Origin of the sequence: Cellulomonas iranensis NBRC 101100 = JCM 18110, assembly GCF_001552375.1 — a bacterium.
Taxonomy (GTDB): domain Bacteria; phylum Actinomycetota; class Actinomycetes; order Actinomycetales; family Cellulomonadaceae; genus Cellulomonas; species Cellulomonas iranensis.
This window is the reverse complement of record NZ_BCRB01000053.1, coordinates 14513-28027: the sequence shown is the minus strand read 5'-3', so window position 1 is coordinate 28027 and position 13515 is coordinate 14513. Positions and strand designations below refer to the sequence as shown.

Here is a 13515-nt window from a genome sequence, read left to right as displayed (position 1 = left end):
CCGGCGCCGGACCTGGTCGAGCCGCCGCAGGTGGCGCCGCACGGACCGCGCGCGGAGCGGCCCGCTGCCGACCTGCTGCCGCCGCCGCCCACGCCGGGCGGGACCGACGGTGCGCGGGACGCAGCGGCGCGCTCGCCGCGGGAGCCTGTCGTCGCACCGACCGACGAGGACCTGGCCGAGCTCGAGCACACGCGCGTGCGGCACCCGGAGTCGTTGCGACGTCGCACGGGCACGCTCGCGCTCAGCTTCGACACCGGGGAACGCGTGCGGGTCGTGGGGCGCGGGCTCGTGGGCCGCGGGCCGCGCGCCGAGGACGGCGAGGACATCCTGCACGTGGTCGCGCTGCAGGACGCCGCGCGGTCGTTGTCGCGCGTGCACGCCGAGTTCGGTCCGCACGAGGACGCGGGCGACGGCGCGGCGCTCTGGGTGACGGACCGGGGTTCGACCAACGGCACCGTCGTGGTCGATCCCGCGGGCGTCGCGCGCGTGCTGCCGGCGGGCACCCCGGCGGTGGTGCGCGCGGGGTGGACGGTGCGCCTGGGCGACCGCGAGGTGCGCGTCGAGGACGACTGACGCGGCAGCGCCGCGGCCCGCGGCCGCCGTGCGTCGGGAACGGTGCGTCGGGTGCGGTGTCAGGCCGTCGGGCCGAGGGGGGCGTCGCGGGCCGCGGGGCGGCGCGCGTGGCGCAGCCCGTCGACCGTGAGCACCACGAGCGCGACCCAGACGAGGCCGAAGCCCCACCAGCGGGCGGGTGGCATGCGCTCGCCCGCGACGAGCACGCCGATCGCGAGCTGGAGCACCGGGGCGAGGTACTGCAGCAGCCCCACGGTGGCGAGCGGCAGCCGCCGCGCCGCGGAGTTGAACAGCAGCAGGGGGACGGCGGTCAGCACGCCCGTGCCGACGAGGGCGAGACCGTGCCAGTCGAGCGCGGCCGTACCGAGCCCGGCGACGTGCAGGACGACGAGGTAGCCGACGGCCAGGGGGGCCAGCACGGCGGTCTCGGCGGCGAGGCCCGGCAGGGCCGCGACGCGCGGGCCCACGCGGGACTTGATGAGGCCGTAGGTGCCGAAGCTGCCGGCGAGCACGAGCGCGATCCACGGCAGGCGGCCGTAGGCGACCGTGAGCACGACGACGGCGGCCGTGCCGCACGCGACGGCGGCCCACTGCACGGGCCGGAGCCGTTCGCCGAGCACGAGCACGGCGAGCGCGATGGTCACGAGCGGGTTGATGAAGTAGCCGAGCGCGGCGTCGACGACGTGCCCGGTGGTCACGCCGTGCACGAACACGAGCCAGTTGACGGCGAGCAGCACGGCGGCGAGCGTGAGGCGCAGGACCAGTCCCCGGTCGCGGAGGATCGCGACGAACGCCGCCCACGTGCCGGTGACGCGCAGCAGCACGAGGCACAGCAGCAGCGACCACACGACGCGGTGCGCGATGATCTCGACCGGCCCGGACGGGGTGAGCAGCGGGAAGTACAGCGGCAGCGCGCCCCACAGCAGGTACGCGCCGACGCCGGCGGCGAGCCCGCCGCGGCGGCCGGGGGAGGGTGCGTCCACGTCGCGACTGTACGACGCGGCCCGTCGGGCGGTCGTTCTCATCACGTCCGCATCGCGGGATGTCCGTATCGTGGAGTGGACGTCGAGCAAGGGTGCCCTCACGTCCTAGACTTGCGGGGCATCGCTCTCGCGCCGACGGCGAGGCGCACGGCCGCCGGGGCCCTGGAGGGCGCCCCGTCGTGCGAGGGCTCCCCACAGCGGAAGGCAACCTGGTCCCGTGAGCACCCCGACCCTGCGCGTCGCGATCGTCGGCGCCGGTCCGGCCGGCATCTACGCGGCGGACATCCTGTCCAAGACGGACCTCGACGTGAGCATCGACCTGTTCGAGCGCCTGCCCGCGCCGTTCGGGCTCGTGCGCTACGGCGTCGCGCCCGACCATCCGCGCATCAAGCAGATCATCGTCGCGCTGCACAAGGTGCTCGAGCGCGGCGACATCCGTCTCATCGCCAACGTCGACTACGGCACCGACCTCAAGCTCGACGACCTGCGCACCTACTACGACGCCGTGATCTTCTCCACCGGCTCGATCCGCGACGCCGCGCTGCCCATCCCCGGCATCGACCTCGAGGGCTCGTACGGCGCCGCCGACTTCGTGTCCTGGTACGACGGGCACCCCGACGTGCCCCGCACGTGGCCGCTCGAGGCGCAGCACGTCGCGGTCCTCGGCGCGGGCAACGTCGCGCTCGACGTCGCGCGGATCCTCGCCAAGCACGCCGACGACCTGCTGCCGACCGAGGTGCCGGCCAACGTCTACGACATCCTCAAGACCAGCCCGGTCACCGACGTGCACGTGTTCGCGCGCCGCGGGCCCGCGCAGGCCAAGTTCTCGCCGCTCGAGCTGCGCGAGCTCGGGCACGTCCCGGACGTCGACACGATCGTCTACCCCGAGGACTTCGAGTTCGACGAGGGCTCGATGGCGGCGATCCACTCGAGCAACCAGACCAAGCAGGTCGTCAAGACCCTCACGGACTGGACGCTCAAGGAGCCCGAGGAGCTCACGGCCTCGCGGCGCATCCACCTGCACTTCCTGCACCAGCCCGTCGAGGTGCTGGGCGAGGACGGCAAGGTCGTGGGCCTGCGCACCGAGCGCACGGCGCTCAACGGCGACGGCAACGTCACGGGCACGGGGCAGCTCCACGACTGGCCCGTGCAGGCCGTCTACCGCGCGGTCGGCTACTTCGGCTCGCCGCTCGTCGACATCCCGTTCGACGACGTCGCGGGCGTCATCCCCAACCGCGAGGGCCGCGTGATCGACGTCGACGGCGAGCACCTGCCGGGCGTGTACGCGACCGGGTGGATCAAGCGCGGCCCCGTGGGTCTCATCGGCCACACGAAGTCCGACGCGTCGGAGACGATCCGTCACCTCGGCGAGGACGTCGCCGAGGCCGGCGAGGCGTTCTACACCGCCACCGAGCGCGACCCCCAGGCCGTGCTCGACTTCCTCACGCAGCGGGGCGCCGAGCCCATCGACTGGTCCGGCTGGGAGCTGCTCGACGCGTACGAGCGGTCGCTCGGCGAGCCGCACGGGCGCGAGCGGGTCAAGCTCGTGCCGCGGGACCACATGGTGGCGATCTCGCTCGGCCGCGAGCTGCCGCAGGGCTGACGTCCCGCGACGCGCCACGAGGGCCCGGACGGCACGCCGTCCGGGCCCTCGTGCGTGCGCGTCCGGGCGGTCGGGAACGTCGCCCCCGCGCCTCGCGTTGTCACGGGTGCGGGCGGCGGAGGGTCGCCGGCCGCGGGGAGGACGAGACTGCGATGGGTCACCGGCACTACAACGGCCTGAAGACGGCGGCGCTGTTCGGCGCGCTGTGGGCGGTCCTGCTCGGCATCGGCTGGCTCGTGGGCGGGCCGCGCTACCTGTGGCTGTTCACGCTCGCGGGCCTGGCGATGACGGCGTACAGCTACTGGAACTCCGACAAGATCGCGATCCGCGCCATGCGTGCGCGGCCCGTGAGCGAGCTCGAGCAGCCCGCGATGTACCGGATCGTGCGCGAGCTCTCGACGGCCGCCCGGCAGCCGATGCCGCGGCTGTACGTGTCGCCCACGATGGCGCCGAACGCGTTCGCGACGGGCCGCAACCCGCAGAACGCGGCGGTGTGCTGCACCGACGGCATCCTCGCGATCCTCGACGAGCGCGAGCTGCGCGGCGTCCTGGGGCACGAGCTCATGCACGTCTACAACCGCGACATCCTCACGTCGTCGGTCGCCGCGGCGGTCGCGGGCGTCATCACGTCGCTCGCGCAGTTCGCGCTGTTCTTCGGCGGCGGCGACCGTCGCGACGGCGGCGGCAACCCGCTCGCGGGCCTGCTCATGGTGGTCCTCGCGCCGCTCGCGGCGACGACCGTGCAGCTCGCGATCTCCCGCACGCGCGAGTACGACGCCGACGAGGACGGGGCACGCCTGACCGGCGACCCGCTGGCCCTCGCGTCGGCGCTGCGCAAGCTCGAGGCCGGCACGAACGCCCGCCCCCTGCCCCAGGACCGTGACCTGGTCGACGTGTCGCACCTCATGATCGCCAACCCGTTCCGCGGCGGCGGCCTCGGGCGGCTGTTCGCGACCCACCCGCCGATGGCCGACCGCATCGCGCGCCTCGAGGCCATGGCGGGCGGCGGCGTCACGCGCTACTGACGCGACGACGCCGGGCGTGGTGCGCCGCGCCCGGCGTCGTCGGTGCGCCCGGGCGCCCGGGCGTCAGGTCAGCGGTAGTTCGTGAACTGCAGCGCCGCGTCGACGTCGGCGCCCTTGAGCAGCGCGATCACGGCCTGCAGGTCGTCGCGGCTCTTGGCCGAGACGCGCAGCTCGTCGCCCTGGATCTGCGTCTTGACGCCCTTGGGGCCCTCGTCGCGCACGATCTTCGCGAGCTTCTTGGCGACCTCGCTGCTCAGGCCCTCCTTGATGGTGGCCGGCAGGCGGTACTCCTTGCCCGAGGGCTTGGGCTCGCCGTCACCCGTGTCGAGGGCCTTGAGCGAGATGTTGCGCTTGATGAGCTTCGACTGGAAGACGTCGAGCACCGCGAGCACGCGCTCGGCGGAGTTGGCGACCATGAGGATCGTGTCGCCGCTCCACGCGATCGACGCGCCGACGCCCTTGAAGTCGTAGCGCTGCGCGATCTCCTTGACGGCCTGGTTCAGCGCGTTGTCGACCTCCTGGCGGTCGACCTTGCTCACGACGTCGAACGACGACTCGCTCGCCATGTCCTGCTCCTCCCGGCGCCCCGTGCGGGGGCCTTGATCGTCCGTCGGACGGGGGCGTGCGGTGCGTCGCGCCGGCCGCTGCGGGCCGGGGTGGCGCGAGCCCCCTCCTGGACTTGCTATCCTTCCATCCGCACGCGGCTCACGCGGACGCACCGGATCGTCGTACTCGTACGGCGCCCCGGGGTGGTCGTACCGGGCCCGCGCCCCTTGGCGGGTTACCCGAGTGGCCAAAGGGGGCTGACTGTAAATCAGCTGGCAACGCCTACGGGGGTTCGAATCCCTCACCCGCCACGCACCGAAGGGGACGTCCTCCACGAGGACGTCCCCTTCGTCGTCCCCGTGCCGTTCCCGGTCCGGGGTCCGTGCGTGCGTCAGCAGGTCCAGGCGCCGGACGTGACGGAGACGGTGGTCCCCTCGTCGCGCGTGTCGAACACGCCGGCGTCCTCCTCGGAGGCGAACAGGACGCCGACGGCCACGGGCTCCGCGATGCCGGTGAGTGCCGCGAGCTGCTCGTGGGCGCCCTCCTGGCACGCCGGGTCGACGGGTTCGACGTCGTAGCCCTGCTGGTCGAGGCGCGCGACCTCGGCCGTGAGGGCCTCGGCGTCGGCGCTCGCGTCGACGGCCGTCCAGACGGCCCACACGTCGCCGTCGGCCTCGGCGGGGGAGACGGCGGCGGGCCAGTCCGCCGCCGACGGGTCGACCCCGGCGTCCGCGTCGGACGCGCAGGCCGCCGACACGAGGAGCGTGACGGCCGCGAGCACGGTGGGCAGGGCCGCGCGGTGCGCGACGGGACGGGGCCGCGCGGCACCCGGGGAGGGGACGGCGGGCCGGACGTCAGGACGACGGCGAAGGGGTGGCATGCGCGGGATCGTGGCACGCGGTCCGCGCCGGCCGCGACGAGCCGAAACGCTTAGGCGGACGACCGGGGGCCGGGGCGACGGCGCCGGTGGGTGCGGCCCGCGCCGAGGGTCGCGGGCCCGCGTCCGCGGGGCGTCGCGGGCGTCCGGGGCGCCGCGCGCGACCCCGATTTCGCAGGTGCCCCGTGGCCCGTGTACTCTGATCCGCGCTGCCCCGATAGCTCAGTCGGCAGAGCGTCTCCATGGTAAGGAGAAGGTCAAGGGTTCGATTCCCTTTCGGGGCTCTGTGGTGTGTCACGGGTCGGCCGTCCTCGCGGCGGCCGCCCGGGACATGACCGCTGTGGCGGGATAGCTCAGGTGGTTAGAGCACACGGCTCATAATCGTGGTGTCGCGGGTTCGAATCCCGCTCCCGCTACCACGTCCGGCGAACATCCGTCGCAGCAGCGCGCGTCGGCCGGCGCGCGCCAGGAGAAGAACGCAGCCCCCGCGGGGCGCGAGAGGTGACACGAACATGGCCAGCAAGAGCGCGGACGTCCGCCCCAAGATCACGCTCGCCTGCACGGAGTGCAAGGAGCGGAACTACATCACGAAGAAGAACCGTCGGAACACGCCCGACCGTCTCGAGATGAAGAAGTTCTGCCCGCGTGACAACAAGCACACGGTGCACCGCGAGACCCGCTGACGCGGGTCCACGCCGGCAGCCACGCTGACGTGCAGGTCGACACCTCCTTCGCCGGGCGGGCCTACCCGCCCGGCGACGTGTATGTGGTCGCGCGCGAGAAGCTGCGCGAGTTCGCCGAGGCGACGGGCGCCACCCACCCCGCCCACACCGACGTCGCCGCCGCCCGCGCGCTGGGCCACCCCGACGTCGTGGCGCCGCCCACGTTCGCCGTGGTCATCGCGCAGCGGACCGAGGCGCAGTACGTCGACGACCCGGCCGCCGGTGTCGACTTCAGCCGCGTCGTGCACGCCGACGAGCGCTTCACGCACCACCGCCCGATCCACGCGGGGGACCGGCTGCTCACCACGCTGCACGTCGACGCCGTGATGCAGCGCGCGGGCCTGTCCATGGTCACCACCCGCTGCGAGATCGCCGACGAGTCGGGCGCACCCGTCGCGACCGTCGTCTCGACGCTCGCCGTGCGCCCCGAGGACGCCGCATGACCGCCCCCGTGCTCGCCGACCTCGAGGTCGGTCAGGAGGTCGCACGCCGCACCGTCGCGGTCGACCGCGCGCGGCTCGTGCGCTACGCCGGCGCGTCCGGCGACTTCAACCCGATCCACTGGAACGAGCGCGTCGCGACGTCGGTCGGCCTGCCGGGCGTCATCGCGCACGGCATGTGGACCATGGGCGCCGCTGTCGCGGTCGTCGTGGACTGGGTGGGCGACCCCGGTGCCGTCGTCGACTACCAGACGCGCTTCACGCGCCCCGTGCCCGTGCCCGACCCGGGCGAGGCCCACGTCGACGTCGTCGCGACGGTCGGTGCGCTCGACCTCGAGGCCGGCACGGTGCGAGTCGACCTCACGGTGACCGTCGAGGGTGCGCGCGTGCTCGGCAAGGCCCAGGCGGTCGTCCGGCTCGGCTGAGCCGTCCCGCCTCCTCGCCGCCGTCGCTCGCGGCGTCCACCGACGCGCGCCGCCGCGCCTTCCCCGCGCGCGGTGCGTCGTGCTCGGTGCCGCGCGATCAGCGCGGCGCGGGGCCCGTCGTCGTCCCGACGCGCAGCGCGACCGGCAGCACCTGCGGCTCGGGCATGCGGCCCTCGAGCAGCGCGGACACCGCGGTGCCGATCGCGGCGCCCTTCTCGGCGAGCGGCTGCGCCACCGACGTGAGCACGTCGGGTGCGAGCCAGGCGAGGTCGAGCCCGTCGAACCCCGCGACGGACACGTCCTGCGGGACGCGCAGCCCCAGCTCACGCGCCGCGAGCACGACGCCCGACGCGAGCAGGTCCGACTGGCAGATCACGGCCGTGGGCCGGTCCGGCGCCGCGAGCAGGGCGCGGCCCGCCGCGGCGCCGTTCTCGACGAGCGACGCGGGGGTCTCGTAGACGGTGGTCGGCGTGACGCCCGCGTCCGTGACGCCCGCGAGGCGACGGCGCGTGATCTCCCAGGCGAGGTGCGTCAGTCGCTCGGCGTCCGCGGGTCCCTCCGAGCGGCCGCGGTCGAACGGCAGCGTGACCGTCGCGATGCGCGTGTGCCCGAGGTCGAGCAGGTGGCGCGTGAGCTCGGCCATGCCGCCGCGGTCGTCGATGCCGACGGCCGCGACGTCGGGCTGGGGCGTGCCCTCGACCAGCACGGTCGGCGTGCCGCGGCGGCGCAGGGTCTCGAGGACGGGGTCGTCGGTCGTGCCGCCCCACATCTGCACCGCGACGTCCATCGCGGCGGACTCCAGCAGCGGGTCGACGGCGGGCTGCGACGCGTCGTGCGGGCCGGGGACCAGCAGCACGCCGAGGCCGAGCGGGCCGAGGGTCGCGGCCAGCCCGTCGAGCACCTGCGACGAGACGGGGTCGCGGAACGCGCGGCGCAGGGCGTCGCCCATGATGACGCCGACGATGCCCGAGCGTCCGCGGCGCAGCTGGCGCCCGAGCGGGTTGGGGCCCGCGTAGGCGAGCGTGCGGGCCGCCTCGAGGACGCGCGCGCGGGTCGCGTCGGCGATGGGGCCCGATCCGGAGAACGCGAGCGAGGCCGTGGAGACCGAGACGCCCGCGGCCGCCGCCACGTCGGCCAGGGTCGTGCGCTGCGCGGACAGGGCGGGTACCTCCGGGGGCGGGGTGACGTGCGTCGCGGTCGTTGACGTCCGCGTCAGCGTACCCGCAGAATGTCCGGGACCCCTCATATCGATTCGACCCGGTGCGACGTGCGATCGAATCGATTCGAGCCGTCCGGGCGTCGACCTCGCCGCCCGTCGTCACCCGCACCACGGAGCGCCCCTGTGACCCGCCACGCCCCGCCGAGCGTCGCTCGCGCGCGGATCCTGCTCGTCGGACTGTTCTGCCTCGCCGGCTTCGCGTTCGCGAGCTGGCTCGCCCGCATCCCCACCGTGCGCGACCTGCTCGACCTCGGCACGTCCGACCTCGGCGTGCTGCTGCTGGTCGGCTCCGTGGGGTCGCTCCTCACCGTGACGGCGTCGGGCGCCGTGCTGCAACGGCTCGGCACCCGACGCGTCCTGGTGCTCTCGGCGTTCGTCCTCGCGACCGCGCTGGTGCTGCTCGGCACCGGCCCGACCGTGGGCTCGCGGGTGCTGCTGGCCGCCGGCATCTTCCTCAACGGCGTCGCGGTCGCGCTCGGCAACGTCGCGATCAACGTCGAGTCCGCGCGCATCGAGCGTGCGGTCGGGCGCACGATCATCCCCCAGTTCCACGCGGCGTTCTCGGTCGGCGCCGTGCTCGGCTCCGGCACGAGCGCGCTCGCGTCCGCAGCGGGCGTCCCGGTGTCGGTCCAGCTGCCGGCGACCGCCGCGCTCGTCCTGGTGTGGCGCCTCGCGTCTGTCCGCGGCGTCGTGCTGCCCGCGACGGCGGTGGAGCTCGCCGCCCGCGCCACCCCCGCCACGGGGGAGGCCGACGCGGCCGTCGCGCCGGTCCCGGTGTCGCGCGCCCGCCGCGGCGCGCGCCGCATCGGCTCGGCGCTCGGCGCGTGGCGCGAGCCCCGCACGCTGCTCGTGGGCGTCGTCGTCCTCGCGGCCGCGTTCTCCGAGGGCGCCGCCAACAACTGGCTCTCGCTCGCGGTCGTCGACGGATTCACCACGAGCGAGTCGGTCGGCGGCGCCGTGCTCGGGGTGTTCGTCGCCTCGATGACGGCCGTGCGGCTGCTCGGCACGCGCCTGCTCGACCGGTACGGCCGCGTCGCGGTGCTGCGGGCCTCGGGCCTCACGTCGGCCGTCGGCCTGCTCACCTTCGGGTTCGCGCCCTCGCTGCCGCTCGCTGCCGGCGGCGTCGTGCTGTGGGGCGTCGGCGCCGCGCTGGCCGTGCCCATCGGCATCGCCGCGGCCTCCGACGACCCCACCCGGGCCGCCGCACGGGTCGCCGTCGTGTCGGCGTTCGCGTCCATGGCCTCGCTCGTGGCGCCCCCCGTGCTGGGCCTCGCGGCCGAGCACGTCGGCGCGCGTCACGCGCTCGTGCTCATCGTCGTCGCGATGCTCACGAGCGTCTCGGTGTCGCGCACGGTCGCCCCCCAGGCGTCCGGGCCGTCCGTCGTGCCGACGCCGCGGGCCGCCGCCGACGCCGCGGTCCCGGCCCGCCCGCAGCCCGCCGGCCCGGACGGCACCGGCCCGGGCCTCGTGCGGTCGCCCTCGACGGGCGCCGCCGCCGAACTCGCGGACGCCGAGGCCGCCGCGGCGGGCCCGGGAGGCGCACGATGACCGCCGGGTCCACGGGCGCGCGCGCGGCGCGGACGCCGGACGCCCGCGACGTCCGGCTCGCGTCCACGGCCGTGTTCGCGGTCTTCCTGCTCTCGGGGGTCAACTTCGCGTCGTGGGCGTCCCGCCTGCCCGCGGTGCGGGACGCGCTCGACCTCACGCCCGAGCGCATGGGCGTCCTGCTGCTCGTGGGCGCGTTCGGGTCGCTGCTCTCGCTCCCGCTGTCGGGGCTGGTCGTCGAGCGTCTCGGAGCGCGGCGCACCGTCCTCGGGTTCGCCGTCCTCAACGCGGTCGGGTACGTCGTCGCGTCGCTCGGCGTCACGCTCGGGCTGATCCCCGTCGTCGGGGTCGGCCTGGTCCTCGCGGGCGTCGGCACCGGCGTGTGGGACGCCGCGATGAACCTCGAGGGGGCGCTCGTCGAGCAGCGTCTGGGTCGCACGGTCATGCCGCGGTACCACGCCGGGTTCTCGTTCGGCACGATGGCGGCCGCCGGTGTCGCGGCTCTCGCGGCCTGGGCGCACGTCCCCGTCCAGGTGCACCTGCCGGTGATGGTCGTGCTGTCCGCCGTCGCCGTGGCGGTCGCGGTGCGCGCGTTCCTCGTGCACACCCCCGCCGAGCCGCATGCCGACGAGCCCGACGTGGGCGACGTGCAGGGCGAGGCACCCCGCGGCGCGCGCGCCGCGCTCGGCGCGTGGCTCGAGCCCCGCACCCTGCTCATCGGCCTCGTCGTCCTCGCGGCCGCGCTCACCGAGGGCTCGGCCAACGACTGGGTCAGCCTCGCCGTGGTCGACGGGTTCGGCACCGCCCACGCGACCGGGGCCGTCGGCTTCGGGCTGTTCGTCACCGCGATGACCGCGATGCGGCTGTTCGGCACCGCGCTGCTCGACCGGTACGGGCGCGTCGTCGTGCTGCGGCTGTGCGCCGCGCTCGCGGCCGTCGGCCTGCTGCTGTTCGGCCTCGCCGACCAGCTCTGGCTCGCGCTGGCCGGCGTCGTCGTGTGGGGCATGGGCGCCGCCCTCGGGTTCCCGGTGGGCATGAGCGCGGCCTCCGACGACCCGCGCCGCGCCGCGCAGCGCGTCGCCGTCGTCTCGACGATCGGCTACTCGGCGTTCCTCGCCGGCCCGCCGCTGCTGGGCCTGCTGGCCGAGCACGTCGGCTACCGCGACGCGCTCCTCGTGATCTTCGCGCCGGTCGCGCTCGGGCTGCTCGTCACGGGCGCCGCGCGTCCGCTGCCCGCGACGCCGACCCCGCCCCCGGCGGCGGCCGCCCGCGAGGACGCACCCCCGCCCGGCGTCTAGCCTGGGGGCGTGGAGCTCGACACCTGCGCCCTGCCCGGCCCGGCCCCCGAGCCGGCCCGCACCGGCGTCCCGACGCACGGCGGCACGCCGACCCTCGCCGACCTCACGACGCTGCGCGTCGGCGGGCCCGTCGGACGCTACGTCGAGACCTCGACCGAGGCCGACCTCGTCGCCGCCGTCCGCGAGGCCGACGCCGCGGGCGAGCCGGTCCTCGTGCTGGGTGGCGGGTCCAACGTGCTGGCCGCCGACGCGGGATTCCCCGGCGTGGTCGTGCGCGACGTGCGCGGCGGCGTGAGCGTGCCCGACGCGACCGCGTGCGCGGGCGTCACGCTCACCGTCCCGGCCGGCACCGTGTGGGACGACGTCGTCGCCTACGCGGTCGCGCACGAGCTCGTGGGCGTCGAGGCGCTGTCCGGGATCCCCGGGTCGACCGGCGCGACGCCCGTGCAGAACGTCGGTGCGTACGGGCAGGAGGTCGCGCAGACCGTCTCGCAGGTCCGGGTCTGGGACCGCGGGCGCGGGCGCGTGCGCACCCTGCCGTACGTGACGCTGGGGTTCGGCTACCGGTCGTCGCTGCTCAAGCGGTCGCTGCGCGCCGACCCGTCCGACCCGGGAGCGCCGTGGGGCCCGACCCCGCGCTACGTCGTGCTGGACGTGACGTTCCAGGTCAAGGAGGGGTCGCTGTCCGCGCCGGTGACGTACCCCGAGCTCGCGCGCACGCTCGACGTCGCCGTGGGGGAGCGTGCGCCGCTCGCCGACGTGCGCGCCGCCGTGCTCGCGCTGCGCGCCCGCAAGGGCATGGTGCTCGACCCCGCCGACCACGACACGTGGAGCGCCGGGTCGTTCTTCACGAACCCCGTGCTGCCCGCCGACCGCGCCGCCGCGCTGCCCGACGACGCGCCGCGCTGGCCGCTCGACGACGGCACGGTCAAGAGCAGCGCGGCGTGGCTCATCGAGCGTGCGGGCTTCGCGCGCGGCCACGGCGCACCCGGGCCCGCGTCGCTGTCGACCAAGCACACGCTCGCGCTCACGAACCGCGGCGACGCACGGGCCGCCGACCTCCTCGCGCTCGCGCGCGAGGTCCGCGACGGCGTCCGTGAGCGGTTCGGCGTGACGCTCGAGGCCGAGCCGGTCCTGGTCGGCGCGACGCTCTGAGCGGCCCGCGGGCGCGACCCCGGGCCGTCACGGGGCGGTGCCGCGCCCTCAGCCCGCGGCGCCGTCCGGGTCCGGTGCCGCGAGCCACGCGTCCACCCCGGCCAGCAGCCGCGCCCGCGCGCCGGGCGACGCGGTGCTCGCGAGCACCGACGACCGGGCGAGCGCGGCCAGCTCGTCGTCCGTGAAGCCGTGGACGTCGCGCGCGACCCGGTACTGCTCGACCAGGCGCGAGCCGAACAGCAGCGGGTCGTCCGCGCCGAGCGCGACCCGCGCCCCGGCGGCGACGAGCGTGCGCAGCGGCACGTCGCCGTCCGACGCGTACACCCCGAGCGACACGTTCGACGCCGGGCAGACCTCGAGCGCGACGTCACGCTCGACGACCCGCTCGAGGACCCGCGGGTCCTCGGCGCTGCGCACGCCGTGCCCCAGCCGGTCGGGGTGCAGGTGGTCGAGGACCTCGTCGACGTGCGCCGGGCCCAGCAGCTCACCGCCGTGCGGCACGGCCCGAAGGCCCGCGCGCCGGGCGATCGCGAACGCGCGCCCGAACTCCGCGGTGCTGCCGCGCCGCTCGTCGTTCGACAGGCCGAAGCCCACGACCTCGCCGGGGCCGTCCCCGGCGTACCGGGCCGCGAGCCGCGCCAGCGTGCGCGCCTCGAGCGGGTGGCGCATGCGGGACGCCGCGACGACCACGCCGACCTCGACGCCCGTCGCCTCCTGCGCGGCGCGTGCCTCGTCGAGCACGATCTCGAGCGCGGGCGTGATCCCGCCGACGAACGGCGCGTACGACGTCGGGTCGACCTGGATCTCCAGGCGGCCCGAGCCCTCGGCGGCGTCGTCGGCCGCGGCCTCGGCGACGATGCGGCGCATGTCCGCCTCGGAGCGCACGCACGCGCGCGCCGCGTCGTACAGGCGCTGGAAGCGGAACCAGCCGCGCTCGCCCGCCGGGACCCGCAGCGGGTCGGCGTCCAGCAGCACGTGCGGCAGCCGGATGCGGTGCCGCTGCGCGAGGTCCGCGAGCGTCGCGACCCGCATCGACCCCGTGAAGTGCAGGTGCAGGTGCGCCTTGGGCAGCAGGGTCAGGTCACGCACGCGCGCCAGTCTGCC

The 13515-nt window shown here is 75.6% G+C and carries 14 protein-coding genes and 3 tRNA genes; 12 read left to right on the top strand and 5 right to left on the bottom strand.

All coding sequences use genetic code 11. The annotated features are described in order from the left end of the window. Positions 1-573 (top strand): FHA domain-containing protein (locus CS2_RS11960; protein ID WP_156442119.1); only part of this gene is annotated, 573 nt, incomplete at its 5' end. A gap of 59 nt (positions 574-632) precedes the next feature. On the opposite strand, the gene rarD is transcribed toward CS2_RS11960, so the two are convergent. Then, positions 633-1556 carry an EamA family transporter RarD gene (gene rarD / locus CS2_RS11955; RefSeq protein WP_070320163.1) on the bottom strand — a complete coding sequence of 308 codons (924 nt, stop codon included), beginning with the start codon at positions 1554-1556 and terminating at the stop codon, positions 633-635. A gap of 217 nt (positions 1557-1773) precedes the next feature. On the opposite strand from rarD, the gene CS2_RS11950 reads away from it, so the two are divergent. Beyond that, entirely contained in the window at positions 1774-3159 is a 1386-nt protein-coding gene (locus CS2_RS11950; protein ID WP_070320162.1) for an FAD-dependent oxidoreductase, read from the top strand. 152 nt (positions 3160-3311) lie between these two features. Then, positions 3312-4184 carry a zinc metalloprotease HtpX gene (gene htpX, locus CS2_RS11945; RefSeq protein WP_070320161.1) on the top strand — a complete coding sequence of 291 codons (873 nt, stop codon included), beginning with the start codon at positions 3312-3314 and terminating at the stop codon, positions 4182-4184. Positions 4185-4252: 68 nt separating this feature from the next. On the opposite strand, the gene CS2_RS11940 is transcribed toward htpX, so the two are convergent. Beyond that, positions 4253-4750 carry a YajQ family cyclic di-GMP-binding protein gene (locus CS2_RS11940; RefSeq protein ID WP_046529023.1) on the bottom strand — a complete coding sequence of 166 codons (498 nt, stop codon included), beginning with the start codon at positions 4748-4750 and terminating at the stop codon, positions 4253-4255. Between the two features lie 209 nt (positions 4751-4959). Between CS2_RS11940 and CS2_RS11935 the strand changes: the two genes are divergently transcribed. Then, positions 4960-5041 (top strand) — tRNA-Tyr (locus CS2_RS11935). Positions 5042-5121: 80 nt separating this feature from the next. Here the strand turns inward: CS2_RS11935 and CS2_RS11930 are convergent. Next, entirely contained in the window at positions 5122-5610 is a 489-nt protein-coding gene (locus tag CS2_RS11930) for a hypothetical protein (RefSeq protein ID WP_156442118.1), read from the bottom strand. 208 nt (positions 5611-5818) lie between these two features. On the opposite strand from CS2_RS11930, the gene CS2_RS11925 reads away from it, so the two are divergent. From CS2_RS11925 to CS2_RS11905, 5 genes are all read left to right on the top strand, one after another. After that, positions 5819-5891: transfer RNA gene (locus tag CS2_RS11925), tRNA-Thr, on the top strand. A gap of 58 nt (positions 5892-5949) precedes the next feature. Further along, a tRNA-Met gene (locus CS2_RS11920) sits at positions 5950-6026 on the top strand. A 93-nt stretch (positions 6027-6119) separates the two neighbouring features. Beyond that, the gene (gene rpmG / locus CS2_RS11915) at positions 6120-6290 is read left to right on the top strand and encodes a 50S ribosomal protein L33 (RefSeq protein ID WP_046529021.1); all 171 of its coding nucleotides are present in this window, start codon (positions 6120-6122) and stop codon (positions 6288-6290) included. 29 nt (positions 6291-6319) lie between these two features. Continuing rightward, the gene (locus tag CS2_RS11910) at positions 6320-6772 is read left to right on the top strand and encodes a MaoC family dehydratase N-terminal domain-containing protein (protein ID WP_070320159.1); all 453 of its coding nucleotides are present in this window, start codon (positions 6320-6322) and stop codon (positions 6770-6772) included. After that, complete coding sequence (locus CS2_RS11905) at positions 6769-7194, top strand: MaoC/PaaZ C-terminal domain-containing protein (RefSeq protein WP_046529019.1); 426 nt, start codon at positions 6769-6771, stop codon at positions 7192-7194. The genes CS2_RS11910 and CS2_RS11905 overlap by 4 nt, the downstream gene beginning before the upstream one ends. 97 nt (positions 7195-7291) lie before the next feature. Here the strand turns inward: CS2_RS11905 and CS2_RS11900 are convergent, their stop codons facing one another. Next, positions 7292-8353 carry a LacI family DNA-binding transcriptional regulator gene (locus CS2_RS11900; RefSeq protein WP_046530718.1) on the bottom strand — a complete coding sequence of 354 codons (1062 nt, stop codon included), beginning with the start codon at positions 8351-8353 and terminating at the stop codon, positions 7292-7294. Between the two features lie 183 nt (positions 8354-8536). On the opposite strand from CS2_RS11900, the gene CS2_RS11895 reads away from it, so the two are divergent. The 3 genes from CS2_RS11895 to CS2_RS11885 are packed head-to-tail and all read left to right on the top strand — an operon-like array spanning position 8537 to position 12411. Continuing rightward, positions 8537-9961 (top strand): MFS transporter, encoded by a 1425-nt coding sequence (locus tag CS2_RS11895; RefSeq protein WP_233421162.1) that lies wholly within the window; start codon positions 8537-8539, stop codon positions 9959-9961. Beyond that, positions 9958-11256 (top strand): MFS transporter, encoded by a 1299-nt coding sequence (locus tag CS2_RS11890; protein ID WP_070320158.1) that lies wholly within the window; start codon positions 9958-9960, stop codon positions 11254-11256. The genes CS2_RS11895 and CS2_RS11890 overlap by 4 nt, the downstream gene beginning before the upstream one ends. Positions 11257-11265: 9 nt before the next feature. Continuing rightward, entirely contained in the window at positions 11266-12411 is a 1146-nt protein-coding gene (locus CS2_RS11885) for a UDP-N-acetylmuramate dehydrogenase (RefSeq protein WP_082740183.1), read from the top strand. A 48-nt stretch (positions 12412-12459) separates the two neighbouring features. Here CS2_RS11885 and CS2_RS11880 read toward each other — a convergent pair whose 3' ends face one another. After that, positions 12460-13500 (bottom strand): adenosine deaminase, encoded by a 1041-nt coding sequence (locus tag CS2_RS11880; RefSeq protein ID WP_070320157.1) that lies wholly within the window; start codon positions 13498-13500, stop codon positions 12460-12462. Positions 13501-13515: the final 15 nt, after the last annotated feature.